This is a genomic window from Thermus brockianus (assembly GCF_021462505.1).
Taxonomy (GTDB): domain Bacteria; phylum Deinococcota; class Deinococci; order Deinococcales; family Thermaceae; genus Thermus; species Thermus hydrothermalis.
Genome location: NZ_JAKEDV010000002.1, coordinates 270155 through 287051, shown reverse-complemented (window position 1 = coordinate 287051; position 16897 = coordinate 270155). Strand labels below are relative to the sequence as shown.

The window sequence follows — 16897 nt, the reverse complement described above, 5'->3', positions numbered from 1 at the left end:
GTGTGGCCCCGCTTGCCCTTTTTTATTGACGGCCTTATATAGTTGAAGGGTATGAATGGTCCCCCGGCATCCCTGGTGGAGGAACTCTCCCAACTGGGCTACGCCCTGATGCGCCTCCTCTTTTCCCGGGCCAAGGAGGTCTTCGCCCAGGAAGGGCTTTCCCTCCTGCAGGCGGAGGTGCTCCGCCTGGTGAAGGAAGGGGTGCGCCTTCCCTCCCGCCTGGCGGAGCATTTGGAGATCCTTCCCTCCCAGGTTTCCCACCTCCTCGCCTCCCTGGAGGAAACGGGCCTCCTCCGCCGGCATCCGGACCCTTCGGACCGGAGGCGGGTCCAGCTAGAGCTCACCCCGGAAGGGGAGGCGGTGGCCCTGCGGCTCAAGGAGGCCTGGCTCCGCGTCTTCGGCCAAACTCTGGCCCGGCTAAGCCCGGAGGAGCTTGGCACCTTCCGAACGCTCCTTGCCAAGCTTACGGAGGTGGAACGTGGCTAGGCTATGGGCGCTTGCCCTTCTCCTCGCACCAGCCCTGGCCCAGGGGGCCCTAAGCCCCCTCAAGGAGCACCCCTTAAAGCGGCAGGCCGAGGCTTACCTCCTGGCGGCGGCCAAGGCCTTGGAGGCGCAAAGCGCTCCCGTGGCCCTAAGCCTCCAAGGAAACTACGGCCGCCTGGGCTACGAGTGCACCCCCCAGGCCCTTTGCGCAAGCCTTCCCCAGGACGCCAAGGCCCTCACCCTGGCCCTGGTCCTCACCCCCTTCCCCTTTGGCGAGGCCGCCGACGGGATAGAACGGGCGCGCATCGGCCTCAGGCGGGCCGAACTTGCCTACCGCAAGACCCTCACCGCCCTCCAGGCCCAGGCGGTGGCCGCCCATGGACGCTACCGGGAAGCCCTTTTGGGGGTACGGCTGGCGGAGAAGGGCCTGGAGCTTGCCCAGCTCGCCCTGGAAGCCGCCAAAAAGCGCCAAGCGAGCCCCAAGGAGCTAAGGGAGGCGGAGCTATCCCTAAGGGAGGCGCAAAACCGGCTAGCGGAGGCGGAGCTTGGCCAAAAGCTTGCGGAGGAGGCGGCGGAGGGGCTTGTGGACCTGAAAGCCCCCCTGCCCGAAATCCCCCCGCCCCAAGGCACCACGCCCTTGAGCCTCGAGGAGGCCCGGCTGGCCTTAGCCGAGGCGAAAATCGGGGAAAGGGCCGCCTGGCGCAACCTCCTCCCCACCCTCCAGGGAAGCCTCAACCTCTACCCTTCGGGGAACGACACCCTTTCCCTAAGCCTCTCCAGCAAGGACCTGAGGCCCACCCTGGCCTACACCCGCCAGGACCCCGCCCGCCCCCCCACCACCCTCCCCGCCGGCCAGTACCGGACCACGGAGGAGCTTAGGCTTACCCTCTCCCTCACCCTCTCCCCGGGCCTCCTCTCCGCCTACGAGGCAGCCCAGGCCCAGGTGCGGGGAGCGGAGGAGGCGCTAAGGGCGGCGGAGATCCAGGCCAATCTGGACAAAGCCCGTTTGGAAAACGCCCTGAAAACCGCCGAGGCTAGCCTCACCCTCGCCCGCCTCCGCCAAGAGGCGGCGCAGAAAGCCCTGGAAGAAGCGCAAAAGCGGCTCGCCCTGGGCTTAGAAAGCCCCTTGGGCGTCCTGCAAGCGGAGCTAGGCCTACTGCAAGCGGAGCTTGGCCTACTCCAGGCGGAAAACAACCTGAGGAACCGGCGTATGGAGCTTTACCAGTTTTACGGCGAAATCCTTCCGGAGGTGGCGCAATGAAGAGGCTTCTTTGGACCCTGGCCTTGTTGGTCCCCGTCCTGGCCCAACCCCTCCCCGAGGCCCTCAAGAAGGCCCCGGAGGTGGCGGCCGTGGTCACGGCCCGGTGGGAATACGAGATGCGGCAAAAGGACCTCGCCCGCACCCTGCAAGACCCCTTGCGCACCCCCCTGGCCGAGCTCCAGGCGCGCCAGGCGGAGGCCCTGGCCAAGGCCAAGCTGGAAAGGGCCCTGGCCCAAGCGGAAAGCGATATCGTTTCCGCCTACGCCCAGGCGCGGGAGGCAAGCCTCCAGGCGGCCCTGGCGGCCAAGGCCTTGGAGGTGGCGGAGCTTGGGCTGAGGGCGGCGGAGGTGCGGGTTAAGGGCGGTGGGGCCACTAGCCTGGACCTCCTGGAGGCGCAAAACCGCGTCCTCGAGGCCCGCAAGAACCTGGAAGCCGCCAAGCGCGGGGAGGAAAGCGCCCTGGCCGCCCTCGCCAACCTGGTGGGCCCCTGGAAGCCCGAGGCCGTGGCCGAGCTTCCCCCCCTGCCCCAGGCGGGCCTGGTGGAGGCGCTTTTGGGGGCCCATGCCGACCTCTTGAACCTAAGGCAGTCCCTAGAGCTTCTCCGCTTCCAGCGGGGCCTTCTGGACGAAAGCTTCGCCCCGAGGAAGGACATGGAGGCCCTGGAGGACCAGGCGAAAACCCTGGAGGAAAACCTTAAGATCCTGGAGCGTTCCCTCCGGGTGGGCCTCGAGGCCCGCTTCGCCCAGCTCTCCCCCCTCCTCCAAGGGGTAAAGACGGCGGAAGAAGCCTACCGGGCGGCCAAGGAGCGGTACCAGGCGGAAGAAAAACGCTTCCAGGCCGGGCTTACCAGCCGCCTAGGCCTCCTGCAACAGGAGCTCGCCCTCCTCCAGGCGGAACTCGCCCTGGAGCAGGCCAAGCACGCCTACCTGAAGGCCTACTACGGCCTTCTGGCCTCGAGGTGAGCATGAAGCGCCTTTGGCTCCTCCTTCCCCTCTTCCTCGCCGCCTGCGCCCCCAAAAAGGCCGAGGCCCCCGCCCCTGAGGCCCAAGGCCCCTTGCGGGTGGAGGTGCGGGTGGTGGTGGCCGCGCCCGGGGTCCTGGAGCGGGAGAGCAAAGCCTCCGCCAGCCTCCAGGCGGAACGGGATAGCCTGGTGGCCGCCGGGGCCTCGGGCCGGGTGGTGCGCACCCTTCCGGCGGGAACCCGGGTCCAGGCGGGGGAAGGCGTGGTCTATCTGGACCCCGCCCCCTTCCAAGAAGCCCTAGAGGCGGCGCGGCTAAACCTCAAGCAGGCCGAGGCCAACCTGGAAAGGGCCAGGAACCAGCTTGCGGGAAACCGCACGGCCCTCGCCGCCCAGCTCCAGGCGGCGGAAGCCCAGCTCCAGGCGGCAAAGCGCCGCTACGAGGAGGGCAAAGCCCTCCTGGAGGCGGGCGCCCTCGCCCCCTTGGACCTCAAGGCCCTGGAGGCCAACCTCCACCAGGCGAAAAGCGCCTACGAGAACGCCAAGGAGGCCCTGGCCCGCCTGGAGCGGGCCGAGGACATCCGCCTTCTGGAACTGCAGGTGGAGGCGGCCAGGCTCCAGGTGCGCCAAGCGGAGCGGAACCTGAAAGAGAGCGTGGTCCGGGCTCCCTTTAGCGGGGAGGTGGTGGAGGTCTTCGTGAAGGAGGGCGAGTTCCTGGGGGTGGGAAGCCGCGCCTTCCGCCTGGCCACCACAGACCGGCTCCTCGCCAAGCTCTACCTGCCCCCGGAAAAGGCCCAGGCCCTCACCCCGGAAACCCCCTTCACCCTCCGGCAAAACGGCAAGGCGGTGGGGGCAAGGCTCTTGCGCAAGACCGACCTCCCCGGCCAGACCCGGCTCGTGGAGGTGGTGCTCACGCCCCTTGCCCCCCTCCTTCCCGGGCCCGCCGAGGTGCGCTACCGGGAAAGGGTGGCGGAGGGTATCCTCATCCCCGCAGGGGCGGTGCGGGCCGAGGAAGGGCAAGGGGTGGTGTACCTCCTGGAGGGCGAGCGGGCGAAGAAGCAGCCCGTGCGCCTGGTGGCCCAAGAAGGGGACAAGGCGGTGGTGGAAGGCCTTCCCGAAGGCGCTAAGGTCATCTACCCCGTCCCCGAAGGGCTAAGGGACGGGGACCCCGTGGAGGTGGTGCCGTGAGGGAAAACCCCCTGGTGGCCTTCTTCGTGGAGCGCTTCGTCTTCGCCACGGCCATCTTCGTGGGGCTCGTGCTGGTGGGGCTCCTTTTGGGCCTGGGCCTTGGGGTGGAGCTCCTTCCCCGCTTCAGCGTGCCGGTGGTGGCGGTTTCCACCAGCTACCCCGGGGCCGGCCCCGAGGAGGTGGCGGAGCAGGTTTCCAAGCCCTTAGAGGACGCCCTTTCCACCCTAAGCGGGGTGGACACCATCGGTTCCAGCTCCACGGAAGGGTTCAGCCTGGTCTTCGTCCAGTTCCGGCAGGGGGTGGACGTGGACCGGGCGGCGGTGGAGGTGAGCCAAAAGGTGGCCGCCGCCCGGGGGCAACTCCCCCGGGACGCCTCCGCCCCCGTGGTGCAGAAGTTTGACCCCTCGGCGAGCCCCATCCTTTACATCGCCCTCGAGGCCCCCGGGGAGGACCTCTCCCAGGTCCTCCGCTACGCCGAGCGCACCCTGAAGCCCAAGCTCCAGCTCGTCCAGGGGGTGGCGGACATCCGCCTCACCGGGGCCCCCAAACGGGCCATCCGCATCTACCTGGACCCCGACCGCCTCCAGGCCCTGGGCGTCTCCCCCCTCCAGGTGGTCCAAGCCCTCTCCCAGTCGGCCCTGAACCTCCCCTTGGGAAGCCTCACGGAGGGGGAAAGGCGCCTCGTCTACACCCTTAGGAACACCCCCGCCACGGCGGAGGAGGTGGCGAACCTCCTGCTGGACGCAAACCGGGGCCTACGGGTGAGGGACGTGGCCCGGGTGGCGGAGGAAAGCGATAGCCCCACCACCCTCAACCGCCTAAACGGCCGCCCCGCCGTCCTCATGGCCGTGGTGAAGACCCCAGACGCCAACGCCGTGGCCGTGGCGGACGGGGTGCGGAAGGCCCTTCAGGAAACCCCCTTACCCAAGGGGTACAAGGCGGAGGTGGCCCTGGACACCACCCGCTTCATCCGGGCGGCGGTGCAGGACACGGTGCGGGAGGCCTTCTTGGCCGCCTTGGCCGTATCCCTGGTGGTCCTCGTCTTCTTGGGAAAGCTCAACTCCGTCTTCTCCGTGATCCTGGCCATCCCCATCACCCTTTCCGGGGCCATCCTCCTCTTCGGGGTCCTGGGCTTCACCTATAACCTCATCAGCCTCCTCGCCCTCACCGTGGCGGTGGGCATCGTGGTGGACGACTCCATCGTGGTGGCGGAAAACATTGACCGCTACCGCAGGATGGGCTACGGCCTCAAGGAGGCGGTGCTGAAGGGGGCCAGCGAGGTGAGCGTGGCGGTGGCGGCGGCCACCCTAAGCCTCCTCGCCGTTTTCCTCCCCATCAGCTTCCTCCCGGGGATCATCGGCCAGATCTTCCAGCAGTTCGGCCTGGGCATGGCGGCGGCCATCGCCGTGAGCTGGTTGGAAGCCCTCCTCTTCCTCACCGTCCGCCTGGCCTACTTCCCCGACCCCGAGCCCCCGAGCCTTAAGGAGGCCCTCTTGGCCCTGCGGAAACTCCCTTCCGACCTCCGCTGGGCCTACCGAAGGGGCTACCGAGGCCCCACGGGGCTCCTTTTGGGCCTCCTCTCCGCCTTCCTCCTTTACCGGCAAGGGCTTCCCTACCTCCTTCTCCTCCCCCTCTACCCCGCCCTCCTCGCCCTCCTGCGCTACCTGGGCCGCTTCCTCTTGGACCTGGCGGGGGCCGTGGCCCGAGGCCTCCACGCCGCCGCTGAAAGTAGCCTAGAACGGCTCACGGAGGCCTACGCCCGGGCCCTAAAAGGGACCTTAGCCCGCCCAGGCTTCGTCCTAGGGCTTGCCGCCTTGGCTTTCCTTTCCATCTTTCCCATCCTGCCCCGCATCCCCTTCAACTTCACCCCCCGCTCGGACACCGGGGTCCTCACCGCCACCCTCCTCCTCCCCAAGGACACCCCCCTCTCCGTCTCCGACCGGGCGGCCAGGACCCTGGAGGCCTACTTCCTCGCCCACCCCGCCGTGGCCCAGGTGGTGACCACCGTGGGGGCAAGCGCCACGGGGGGCGCCCAGGTGGGGGACCCTTCAAGGGTGCAACTCCAGATCGTCCTCAAGCCCAAGCACGAGCGGGAGGACATCTTCACCCTCACGGAGGCCTTTAACCGCGAGGGCAAGGACCTCCTAAAAGGGTTTCCCGGGGCCGACCTCAGGGTCTTGGCCCAGACGGGGCCCGAGGCGGGGGACGCCGATCTGCAGTTCTTCCTGGTGAGCCCGGACCGGAAGCTCCTGGAGGAGCGCACGGGGGCCATCGTGGACCTCATCGCCCAAAAGCCCTACGTGCTGAACGTGAAGAGCACCCTCGAGGCCACCCAACGGGAGCGGGTCTTCGTCCCCGATCCCGCCCGGCTTTCCGGCACCGGCCTCACCCCCCAGGACGTGGCCCAGGTTTTGCGGCTATACCTTTCGGGAACCCAGGCGGCCACGGCCCGCCGGGGCGGGGAGGAGTTCCCCATCGTGGTCCAAATGGACCCCTTGCGCCTGGGGAGGGAGGGCGACCTCCTCTCCCTGCCCGTCTACGCCCCCGCCCTCCAGGCCTTCCTGCCCCTTTCCAGCCTGGGGAGTTTCCAGGAGCGTCCCGGCCCCACCCTCATCTCCCGCCGCAACCAGGCCTACGCCGCCGGAGTGAACATCAACCTACGCCCCGACGCCCCAGGAAGCTTCCAGATCCAACAGGAACTCACCCAAGAGCTCCGGGAGAAGGGGCTTTTGGGCGATGGGGTGGAGCTCGTGGCCACGGGCCTGGGGAGCTTCACCGGGGAGCTCGCCCGCCTGGCCCCTCTGGCCTTCCTCCTGGCCTTGGTCCTCAACTACCTGGTCATCGCCAGCCAGTTCAACGCCTGGCGCTACCCCCTTTACCTCCTCCTCCCCGTTCCCCTGGCCCTGGTGGGGGCCTTTTGGCTCACCTACCTCCTGGGTACGGGCCTGGACGTGATCAGCGTGCTGGGGGTGGTGATGCTCATCGGCCTCGTGACCAAGAACGCCATCCTGCTCCTGGACTTTGCCGTGAAGCGGATGCGGGAGATGCCCTTGAAGGAGGCCCTGGTGGAGGCGGCCAGGCTCAGGCTCAGGCCCATCCTCATGACCACCCTTACCGTGCTCATCATCAGCCTCCCCCTCCTCCTGGGCACGGGGGAAGGGGCGGAATACCGCAGGCCCCTTGGGGTCATCATCCTGGGCGGGCTCCTCTCCTCCACCCTCCTCACCCTCTTCGTGGTGCCCGCCGCCTTCTACGCCTTTGAGGGCCGAAGGGCCAAGGTGCCCGTCCTGAGGTGAAGCGTGGACGCCCGCAAGCTCCTCCTCCTCTTCCTCCTCGCCGCCACCCTCCTGGCCCTGGGGGTCGTGGGGGTGAGCCTCTACTTTTTGCGGCCCCTCAAGGCCGAGCCCTGGGTGAAAGAGGCCCTTAGGGGCACGGGCCTGGAGGTGAAGGAGGCCCCCTACGGGCTAGAGCTTTCCCCCAAAAGCCCCAAGGCCCTCCTCGCCTTCTACCCTGGGGCCCGGGTGGAGCCCTTGGCCTACGCCCCCGTTTTGGCCCCCGTGGCCAAGGCGGGGTACCTGGTGGTCCTCCTAAAGGTCCCCTCGGGCATCGCCCTCCTGGCCAAGGAGGCGGCCCTGAAGGCCAAGGCCGCCCACCCGGGCCTTCCCCTGTCGGTGGGGGGGCATAGCCTGGGCGGGGTGGTGGCGGCGGAGCTCGCCGCCCGGGAGAAGCTCCCCCTGGTCCTCTTCGCCAGCTACCCGGAGGGCGACCTCTCCGGGGAAAGCTTCCCCACCCTGGCCCTTTTCGGCACGGAGGATGGCCTCCTCCCTCCGGAAGAAGCCCGGGGGAAGGCAAAACTACTTCCAAAGAACGCCCGCATCGTCTTCATCCCAGGGCTCAACCATGCGGGCTTCGGCGCCTACGGCCCGCAGAAAGGCGACCGCCCGGCCCAAAGGCCCCGGGAAGCGCTTTGGCGGGAGATCCAGGAGGAGGTGCTTCTCTTCCTGGAAAGCCTAGGGTGGGACACCCCTCCCCCACCCCAGGCCCTACGCTAAGGGTATAGATCGCACCCACGAAAAGGCGCCAAGGGCCATGCGGGAAAACCTGGGAGAGGGCCTCCCCGAAGCCATTCCCCTCCTAACGGAAAAGGCCCCAGGGCTTCTTCTGGTACACGGCCGTAGCCGGAAAAGGGGGCGCTGGACGAGAGGACCCGCACCCGCATCCTTACTAGGCACCACCCTAGCCACGGGTTCATCTGCGTGCGTGAAGGCCATGGCCCACCGGGCCAAGGGCCTCGGCATTTCCAAGGAGGAGCTCCTGGAAACCCTAAAAATCGCCTGCCAGGCCCAGGCCAACGCCGTCCTAGGGCACGCCACGTCCCTTTTGGAGGTGTTATAGTGGGGAAAGCCGGGGTGGGCGCCCCCCCTCGGGAACACTTCCCCCCACAAACCGACTGCTCAAGCCCTTTGCCCCATGGGGGAAGGGAAAGGAGCCCGCATGAAGGATAGCTTCAAGACCCTGAAGACGCTAAAGACCGCAAGCGGCACCTACGGCTACTACGACCTGACCGAGCTGGAGAAGCAAGGCCTGGCGGAGGTGAGCCGCCTGCCCTTCTCCATCCGGGTCATGCTGGAAAGCCTCCTGCGGAACGAGGACGGCTACCAGGTGACGCGGGAGGACATAGAGGCCTTGGCCCGCTGGCAACCCGAACCCGGGGAGATCAACGTGCCCCTCAAGCTCGCCCGGGTGATCCTCCAGGACTTCACTGGGGTGCCGGCGGTGGTGGACCTGGCGGCCATGCGGGACGCCGTGGCCAAGCGGGGCGGGGACCCCAAGCGCATCAACCCCGTGGTGCCCGCCGACCTGGTCATTGACCACTCGGTGCAGGTGGACGCCTTCGGCACCGCCTACGCCTTCTTCTACAACGTGGAGAAGGAGTACGAGCGGAACCGGGAGCGCTACCTCCTCCTCAAGTGGGGCCAGGAAGCCCTGGAAAACTTCCGGGTGGTGCCCCCCGGCACGGGCATCGTCCACCAGGTGAACCTGGAGTACCTGGCCAAGGTGGTGATGACGGAGAAGCGGGACGGCCTCACCCTGGCCTTCCCCGATAGCCTGGTGGGCACGGACAGCCACACCACCATGGTGAACGGCCTGGGCGTCCTGGGCTGGGGCGTGGGGGGCATTGAGGCCGAGGCGGTGATGCTGGGGCAGCCCTACTACATGCTGGCCCCCAAGGTGGTGGGCTTCAAGCTTTACGGGGAGCTTCCCGAGGGGGCCACGGCCACGGACCTGGTCCTCACCATCACCGAGATCCTGCGCAAGCACGGGGTGGTGGGCAAGTTCGTGGAGTTCTACGGCCCCGGCGTGGCCAAGCTCTCCTTGGCGGACCGGGCCACCATCGCCAACATGGCCCCCGAGTACGGGGCCACCATGGGCTTCTTCCCCGTGGACGAGGAAACCCTCAACTACCTCCGCCTCACCGGCCGCCCCGAGGAGCTCGTGGCGCTGGTGGAGGCCTACACCAAGGCGGTGGGCCTCTTCCGCACCCCCGAGGCGGAGGAAAGGGTCCGGTACTCCGAGTACCTGGAGCTGGACCTCTCCACGGTGGAGCCTTCCCTGGCAGGCCCCAAGCGGCCCCAGGACCGGGTGCCCCTCAAGGAGGTGAAGAAGAGCTTCCTCGCCCACCTCACCAAGCCGGTGAAGGAGCGGGGCTTTGGCCTAAGCCCGGAGGCCCTGGGCAAGAAGGTCGTGGTCAAGCGGCAGGACGAGGAGTTTGAGCTCACCCACGGCTCCGTGGTCATCGCCGCCATCACGAGCTGCACCAACACCTCCAACCCCTCCGTCATGCTGGGGGCGGGGCTTCTTGCCAAGAAGGCGGTGGAGGCGGGGCTGGACACCAAGCCCTGGGTCAAGACCTCCCTGGCCCCCGGCTCCAAGGTGGTGACGGACTACCTGGAGAATAGCGGGCTAATGCCCTTCCTCGAGGCCCTCCGCTTCCACGTGGTGGGCTACGGGTGCACCACCTGCATCGGCAACTCCGGCCCCCTGCCCGAGGACATCGCCAAGGCGGTGGAGGAAGGGGACCTGGTGGTGGCCGCCGTCCTCTCCGGCAACCGCAACTTTGAGGGCCGCATCAACCCCCACGTGAAGGCCAACTACCTGGCGAGCCCCATGCTGGTGGTGGCCTACGCCCTGGCGGGGCGCATGGACATTGATTTCACCACCGAGCCCCTAGGCCACGACCCCAACGGCAAGCCCATTTACCTAAAGGACATCTGGCCCTCCATGGAGGAGATCCGGGAGGCCATCCAGAAGACCCTGGACCCCGAGCTCTTCAAGAAGGAGTACAGCAAGGTCTTTGAAGGGGACGAGCGCTGGCAGGCCCTCCCCGCCCCCACGGGGGAGCTCTACCAATGGGACCCCGAGAGCACCTACATCCAGAACCCGCCCTTCTTTGAGGAGCTGGGCAAGGGGCAGGTGGGGGATATCCGGGGGGCCCGGGTGCTCCTGGTCCTCGGGGACTCCGTGACCACGGACCACATCTCCCCCGCCGGGGCCATCCCCGTGAAGAGCCCCGCCGGGCAGTACCTCCTGAGCAAAGGGGTGAAGCCCGAGGACTTCAACTCCTACGGCGCCCGCCGCGGCAACCACGAGGTCATGATGCGGGGCACCTTCGCCAACATCCGCATCAAGAACCTCATGTTGGACGGGATTGAGGGGGGGTACGCCAAGAAGCTCCCCGAGGGGGATGTGGACTTCGTCTACAACGTGGCCATGCGCTACAAGGCGGAGGGCACACCCCTTTTGGTCATCGCCGGCAAGGAGTACGGCACCGGCTCCAGCCGCGACTGGGCCGCCAAGGGCACCTACCTCCTGGGGGTCAAGGCGGTGCTGGCGGAAAGCTTTGAGCGGATCCACCGCTCCAACCTGGTGGGCATGGGCGTCCTGCCCCTGGAGTTCCTCCCCGGGCAGAACCGGGAAAGCCTTGGGCTCACGGGGTACGAGGTTTACGACATCCTAGGGCTTTCGGACCTCAAGCCCAGGAAGCTTGTGGACATCGTGGCCCGCAAGGAGGACGGGAGCGAAATCCGCTTCCAGGCCATCGCCCGCCTGGACACGTGGGTGGAGGTGGACTACTACAAGAACGGGGGCATCCTCCAGACGGTGCTCCTCAACATCCTCCAAGAGGCCAAGGCGGAGTAGGGAAAAGGGCACCCCGGGGGGCTTCCCCCCGGGGTTTTCCCTTGGCTTAGAGGCCCGCCCCGATCTCCAGCTGTGGGTTCGGCCGGGTGCCCTCGGCCTCCTGTTCCCTGGCCTCAATCTTGCCCTTGATGCGCTTGAGGCGGAAGGTGTCCTCCCGCTCCCGTTGCTCTAGCACCTGCTGGATGAAGCGGATCTGGGAGCGGATGCCGGGGATCACCACCTGCTCCAGGGCGTTCACCCGCCGCGTGGTCTTCTTGATCTCCTCGCCGATTTTCTTCAGGCGGGTTTCCGTGTTGGCCACCTGGATCAGGGCCTCGGCGTAGCGCCGGAAGGCGCGGGCGGCCTCGAGGGTATAGGTGGGGGTGCCCACGGGGGAAAGCACCACCTTGTCGGAAAAGGTGACCTTGAGCCTGGGCACCTTGCTCCCCCAGACGTTCTCCACCTCCGCCTCCACCCCCTCCAGGGGCGGGACCCCAAGGCCTGCGGCGGCCACGCCCTCGGGCCCGTCAAAGGCCTGGGCCAGGAGGAGGGCGGAGTAGGCCTCCTGGGCCGCCTGGTTCAGGGCCTTCCTGGCCTCCAAAGCCTCCCGCACCAGGCCGAAGAACTCCGCCACCAGGGCGTCCCGCTTCTTCTTGAGGAGGTCCACCCCCTTCTGCGCCAGACGGAGCTGCCCCCGCCTTTGCAGAAGGTTCATCCGGGTGGGGCTGACCTGGCTCATGCCGCCTCCTTAGTCCAGGGCCTGCGGCGCGCCCCAGATCTCCTCCAGCTTCTGCCCGTAGTATTTGCCGATGTGGTCCTTGGAGATGCGCTTGAGCTCGCCCTGGGGAAGCATGGAAAGGAGGGCCCAAGCGATCTGCAGGCTCTCCTCAATGGACCGGTTCTGCTGCCCCTGGTTGATGAAGTGCTTCTCAAAGGCGTCGGCGAACTGCAGGTAGCGGCGGTCGTTCTCCGTGAGGGCATCCTCGCCGATGATGGCCACCAGCTTGCGGATGTCCACGCCGTTGGCGTAGGCGGAGTAGAGCTGGTCGGACACCTGCTTGTGGTCCTCCCGGGTCTTGCCCTTGCCCACCCCGTTGTTCATGAGGCGGGAGAGGGAGGGCAGGGGGTCAATGGGCGGGTAGATGCCCTTGCGGTGGAGCTCCCGGGAGAGCTGGATCTGCCCCTCGGTGATGTAGCCCGTGAGGTCGGGGATGGGGTGGGTGCGGTCGTCGTCGGGCATGGAGAGGATGGGGATCTGGGTCACGCTCCCCTTCTTCCCCGCCACCACCCCGGCCCGCTCGTAGATGGTGGCCAGGTCGGTGTACATGTAGCCGGGGTAGCCGCGGCGCCCAGGGATCTCCTCGCGGCTCGCCCCAATCTCCCGCAGGGCCTCGCAGTAGTTGGTCATGTCCGTGAGGATCACCAGCACGTGGTAGTCGTGCTCAAAGGCCAGGTACTCCGCCACGGTGAGGGCCATGCGGGGGGTGAGGAGGCGCTCAATGGTGGGGTCGTCCGCCTTGTTGAGGAAGAGGACGGAGCGGCTTAAGGCCCCGGTGCGCTCAAACTCCTGGATGAAGTAGGAGAGCTCCCGCTGGGTGATGCCCATGGCGGCGAAGACCACGGCGAAGGGCTCCTCCTTCTCCCCTTCCCCGGAGAGGTCGGGACGGACCGTGGCCTGCCGGGCGATCTGGGCAGCGATCTCGTTGGCGGGGAGGCCCGAGCCGGAGAAGATGGGGAGCTTCTGCCCCCGCACCAGGGTGTTCATCACGTCAATGGTGGAGATGCCCGTCTGGATGAACTCCTCCGGCTTCCTCCGGGCCACGGGGTTCAGGGGAAGGCCCACGATGGGAAGCCGCTTCTCCGGGGTGATGGGGGGAAGGCCGTCAATGGGCTTGCCGATACCGTTGAAGCGGCGGCCCAGCATCTCCTTGGAAACCCCGAGCCGGGCCACGTCCTCCACCAGGCTCACCGTGGTGGTGGCCAGGTCCAGCCCCGTGGTCTCCTCAAACACCTGGATGACGGCGTACTCCTCGGAAACCTCAATCACCTGCCCGCCGCGCACCCGGCCCGAGCCGTCCTTGATGTCCACGATGGCGCCGTAGGCCAGGTCCTTGGCGTTCTCCACGAAGAGCAGGGGACCGGAGATGTAGGTGACGCCGGTGTACTCCTTCTTCAAGAGGTCCATCTTCCCTCCCTAGGCCAGGGCTTTGAAGGCCCCTTCAATCTCCTTCATGGCTTCCTCAAAGTAGCGGGGGAACTCCTCCTCGCTCACGTAACGGGCGCGGCCGATGCGCTCAATGACGGGAAGCCCCAGGATCTCGTCAATGCTCACGCCCCGGCGGATGGCGGCCTCGGCCTCCTTGTAGAAGGAGAGGATCATTTTCATGATGCCGTAGGCCTTCCGCAGGGAGCAGTAGGCGTCCACCTCGTGGTAGGCGTTTTGCTGCAGGAAGTCCTCGCGGATGATCCGCCCCACCTCAATCACCAGGCGCTCGGCGTCCTGGAGGGCGTCCGGCCCCACCAGCTGGACGATTTCCTGAAGCCCCGCCTCCCGTTGCAGAAGCTCGGAGATGGCGTCGCGGAGCTCGGGGTAGTCGGGGGCCACGTTCTCCCGGTACCAGGGGTCCAGGGCCCCGGTGAAGAGGGAGTAGGAGCCGTTCCAGTTGATGGCCGGGAAGTGGCGCCGGAAGGCCAAGGAGGCGTCCAACCGCCAGAAGGCCCCCACGATGCGCAGGGTGGACTGGGTCACGGGCTCGGACATGTCGCCGCCCGGCGGGGAAACCGCCCCCACGATGGTCACCGCCCCCTCCTCACCCCCCAAGGTCACCACCTTGCCCGAGCGCTCGTAGAAGGCGGCCAAGCGGGCGGCCAGGTAGGGGGGGTAGCCTTCCTCGGCGGGCATCTCCTCCAAGCGGCTGGAGATCTCCCGCAAGGCCTCGGCCCAGCGGCTGGTGGAGTCGGCCATGAGGGCCACGGAGAAGCCCTGGTCGCGGAAGTACTCGGCGATGGTCACGCCCACGTAAATGCTCGCCTCGCGGGCGGCCACGGGCATGTTGGAGGTGTTGGCGATGAGCACGGTGCGGTGCATGAGGGGCCCCCCGGTCTTGGGGTCGGTGAGCTCGGGGAACTCCACCAAGACGTCCGTCATCTCGTTCCCCCGCTCCCCGCACCCCACGTAGACCACCACGTCGGCGTTGGACCACTTGGCCAGGGACTGCTGGGTCACGGTCTTACCGCTCCCGAAGGGCCCCGGGATGGCGGCGGTGCCCCCCATGGCCACGGGGAAGAGGACGTCCAGGATGCGCATCCCGGTGAGGAAGGGGGTGTTGGGGTCAAGCTTGCGTTGCACGGGGCGGGCCCGGCGCACGGGCCAGGTGTGGTACATCTTGAGCTCGGTGCCGTCCTCCAGGACCACCACCGGCTCCTCCACCGTGTACTCCCCGGCGGGCTTCACCTCCTTCACCCGGCCCCTTACATCGGGGGGCACCAGGATCTTGTGGGTGAAGTTGAACTCGGGGACCGTGCCGAGGACCATGCCCCCCTTCACCTCATCCCCGGGCTTGACCCTAGGCGTCCAGGCCCACTTCTTCTCCCGGTCCAGGGCGTGGACCACCACGCCCCGGGTGATGTAGATCCCCGTCTTCTCCTGGATGCGCTCCAGGGGGCGCTGGATGCCGTCGTAGATGCCGCCCAGCATCCCGGGGCCCAGCTCCACCGCCAAGGGAAGCCCCGTGGAAACCACGGGCTCCCCCACCTTGAGGCCCGAGGTGTCCTCGTAGACCTGGACGAAGGCGGTATCCCCGTCCAGCCGGATGATCTCCCCCACCAGCCCCTCGTGACCCACCTTGCAGATGTCGTACATGCGGGCCCCCAGCATCCCCTTGGCGATCACCGCCGGGCCCGCGATCTTCTCAATCACGCCTTGGATCATCTTCCCTCCATCCTACAACTTGATGTCAAAGCCGATGGTGCGCCGCACCAGCTCGCGCATGTAGCCTTCCACATCGGGGTTTTGGAAGGCCTCCTTCAGGCCCGCCATGGGCAGGAGGACGGGAAGGTCCTTCCCCCGCATGAGGCGCTCCACCGCCTTCTCCGGCTCGGGCAGAAGGCCCTGGTCCACGGCCACCAGGGCGTACCCCCCTTGCCCCACCAGCCTCTCCAAAAGGGCCTTGGCCTCCTCCGGGCTTTGGGCGGCGTAGGCCTCGAGGCCCGCCAAGCGAAAGCCCTGGGCGGACTCGGGATCGGCGATCACGGCGATCCTCATGCGCAGGCCACCTCCTCCTCCACCTGGGCCCGGGGCAGGCCGAAGTAGGCCCGCCGGGCCAAAAGCCTAAGCCGCATGGCCTCCCACTCCCGCTCCTTCACGTAGGCGAGGACCAGCCCCACCCCCAAGGGGTCGGAAGCCCCCTTCCGCGCCTCCTTCAGGAGCAGGCACCTCAGGCGCTTTTCCAGCTCCTTCAGGTCCCGCACCCCGGCCAAGGGGGCGAAGGGGGTGCCGGATAGCTCGTCCAAAACGGCGTAGTCCCCCTCCAAGAGCCGGGCGAAGCGCACCCGGTCCACGAACCGCCCCCCCCGGACGAAAAGCCCCTCGGGGGATACCCCCTGCCCTTGGAGCTTGAAGGCGGTGCGCAGGTTCTCGGCGTCCACCTCCAGGGCCAGGTAGTCCCGCAGGAAGGGAGCCTCGAGGGCCTTGGCCGCCTTGGCCACGTCCTCAAAGAAGCGCTTGGCCAAGAGGGCTTCCACCCGGGCAAGCTCCTGGGTTTCCCTGAGGACCGCCCGCAGGGCCCGGGCCAAGGGGTGGCCGGGAACGGAGAGGACCTGGGCCATGCCCGGGAGATCCTGCGCCTCGTAGGCTTGACGCCAAAGGGGCTCCTTGAGGGTCCCCGGCAGGAGGAGGATTTCCTCAAAGGGGCGGCCCGTGGCCTTGGCCCGCAGGAGGGCCTGCAGGTTGGTGAGGTCGTTGCGGAGCAGGAGCAGGCGCACCGCCTCCCGGGCCTCCCCGGTGACGAGGCCGGGCAGGTCCCCCACCAGCCGGGCCAGGGTACGCCCCACCGCCCGGTCCACATCGGGAAGGCCCTGCCCCGCAAGCTCCGCCCCGTAGACGCTTTCCGAAAGGAGGCGGAGGAACTCGGGGTAGGCCAGGTCCAAGGCCTCCTGGAAGAAGCTCTCCTTCAGGAGGCTCTGGCGCCTCGCCCGCACCCGGGCGTTTAGGTAGGCGAAGTCATCCGCCATGGCCTAGCCCCAAAGCACCGCGGCCACCCTGGCGGAAAGGGCGTCCCACGCCCGCTCCAGGCGGCCTTCCAAGGTGTTTTCCACCTGGGTCTTGCCCTCTTTCCCCAAGGCCCGCACCCCAAGCCGCAGGGCGGGGTCGGCCGTAAGCTCCAGGCCCCTTTCCCGGGCCAAGGGCTCCAGGTGGGGTAGGTTCTCCGGGTGGGAGGCCAAGCCCTTGGGCTCGGGCAAGGCGGAAAGGGCCTCCAAGGCGAGCTTCCTCAGGACCTCCTGCCACTCGGGCTTTTCCGGCAGGGCCGCCAAGGCCTCCCGCACCTTGGCCCGCACCGCCTCCAGCACCTCCCCCTTGGCCTCGGTGCGGGCGGTGGCCAGAAGGAGCTCCCCGGCGCTTTCCGTCCGCCGCAGGGCGGCCTGGTACTGGGCCTCGAGGGCCCGCTTCCTTGCGGCCAGAAGGGCCTCGGCCTTGGCCTCTGCCTCCTTGCGCAAGGCTTCCGCCTTGGCCTTGGCCTCCTCCAGAAGGGCGCGGATCTCCGCCTCCACCTCCTGGCTCAGAATGGCTTCCAGTTTAGACATCTTCCCTCCTTGGGAAAAAGCCCTGC

At 67.8% G+C, this 16897-nt stretch carries 14 protein-coding genes; 8 read left to right on the top strand and 6 right to left on the bottom strand.

Features of this window, described 5'->3' with window-relative positions; all coding sequences use genetic code 11:
- The first annotated feature begins 51 nt into the window (after nt 1-51).
- From LXN00_RS03625 to acnA, 8 genes are all read left to right on the top strand, one after another.
- A complete protein-coding gene (locus tag LXN00_RS03625; RefSeq protein WP_234504901.1) occupies nt 52-486 on the top strand; it encodes a MarR family winged helix-turn-helix transcriptional regulator in 435 nt (144 codons plus the stop codon).
- Entirely contained in the window at nt 479-1744 is a 1266-nt protein-coding gene (locus LXN00_RS03620; RefSeq protein ID WP_234504899.1) for a TolC family protein, read from the top strand. Before LXN00_RS03625 ends, LXN00_RS03620 begins: the two co-directional genes overlap by 8 nt.
- Complete coding sequence (locus LXN00_RS03615; protein ID WP_234504897.1) at nt 1741-2706, top strand: TolC family protein; 966 nt, start codon at nt 1741-1743, stop codon at nt 2704-2706. The genes LXN00_RS03620 and LXN00_RS03615 overlap by 4 nt, the downstream gene beginning before the upstream one ends.
- Nucleotides 2707-2708: 2 nt before the next feature.
- A complete protein-coding gene (locus tag LXN00_RS03610; protein WP_234504894.1) occupies nt 2709-3890 on the top strand; it encodes an efflux RND transporter periplasmic adaptor subunit in 1182 nt (393 codons plus the stop codon).
- Nucleotides 3887-7186: an efflux RND transporter permease subunit gene (locus LXN00_RS03605; RefSeq protein ID WP_234504891.1), complete on the top strand. Its 3300-nt coding sequence runs from the start codon at nt 3887-3889 to the stop codon at nt 7184-7186. Before LXN00_RS03610 ends, LXN00_RS03605 begins: the two co-directional genes overlap by 4 nt.
- Before the next feature lie 3 nt (nt 7187-7189).
- Complete coding sequence (locus LXN00_RS03600; protein WP_234504888.1) at nt 7190-7942, top strand: alpha/beta hydrolase; 753 nt, start codon at nt 7190-7192, stop codon at nt 7940-7942.
- A 217-nt stretch (nt 7943-8159) separates the two neighbouring features.
- The gene (locus LXN00_RS12625; protein ID WP_267962564.1) at nt 8160-8285 is read left to right on the top strand and encodes a hypothetical protein; all 126 of its coding nucleotides are present in this window, start codon (nt 8160-8162) and stop codon (nt 8283-8285) included.
- A gap of 99 nt (nt 8286-8384) precedes the next feature.
- The gene (gene acnA, locus LXN00_RS03595; RefSeq protein ID WP_234504885.1) at nt 8385-11090 is read left to right on the top strand and encodes an aconitate hydratase AcnA; all 2706 of its coding nucleotides are present in this window, start codon (nt 8385-8387) and stop codon (nt 11088-11090) included.
- Between the two features lie 46 nt (nt 11091-11136).
- On the opposite strand, the gene atpD is transcribed toward acnA, so the two are convergent.
- The 6 genes from atpD to LXN00_RS03565 are packed head-to-tail and all read right to left on the bottom strand — an operon-like array spanning nt 11137 to nt 16871.
- Nucleotides 11137-11808: a V-type ATP synthase subunit D gene (gene atpD, locus LXN00_RS03590; RefSeq protein ID WP_234504882.1), complete on the bottom strand. Its 672-nt coding sequence runs from the start codon at nt 11806-11808 to the stop codon at nt 11137-11139.
- A 9-nt stretch (nt 11809-11817) separates the two neighbouring features.
- Nucleotides 11818-13254 carry a V-type ATP synthase subunit B gene (locus tag LXN00_RS03585; protein WP_234504880.1) on the bottom strand — a complete coding sequence of 479 codons (1437 nt, stop codon included), beginning with the start codon at nt 13252-13254 and terminating at the stop codon, nt 11818-11820.
- 9 nt (nt 13255-13263) lie between these two features.
- Nucleotides 13264-15000 (bottom strand): V-type ATP synthase subunit A, encoded by a 1737-nt coding sequence (locus LXN00_RS03580; RefSeq protein WP_234504877.1) that lies wholly within the window; start codon nt 14998-15000, stop codon nt 13264-13266.
- 12 nt (nt 15001-15012) lie between these two features.
- Nucleotides 15013-15327, bottom strand: coding sequence for a V-type ATP synthase subunit F (gene atpF, locus LXN00_RS03575; RefSeq protein WP_234505167.1), 315 nt, complete (start codon nt 15325-15327; stop codon nt 15013-15015).
- Nucleotides 15328-15329: 2 nt separating this feature from the next.
- Nucleotides 15330-16301 carry a V-type ATPase subunit gene (locus tag LXN00_RS03570; RefSeq protein ID WP_234504866.1) on the bottom strand — a complete coding sequence of 324 codons (972 nt, stop codon included), beginning with the start codon at nt 16299-16301 and terminating at the stop codon, nt 15330-15332.
- A 3-nt stretch (nt 16302-16304) separates the two neighbouring features.
- Nucleotides 16305-16871: a V-type ATP synthase subunit E gene (locus LXN00_RS03565; RefSeq protein ID WP_234504864.1), complete on the bottom strand. Its 567-nt coding sequence runs from the start codon at nt 16869-16871 to the stop codon at nt 16305-16307.
- Nucleotides 16872-16897 lie beyond the last annotated feature (26 nt).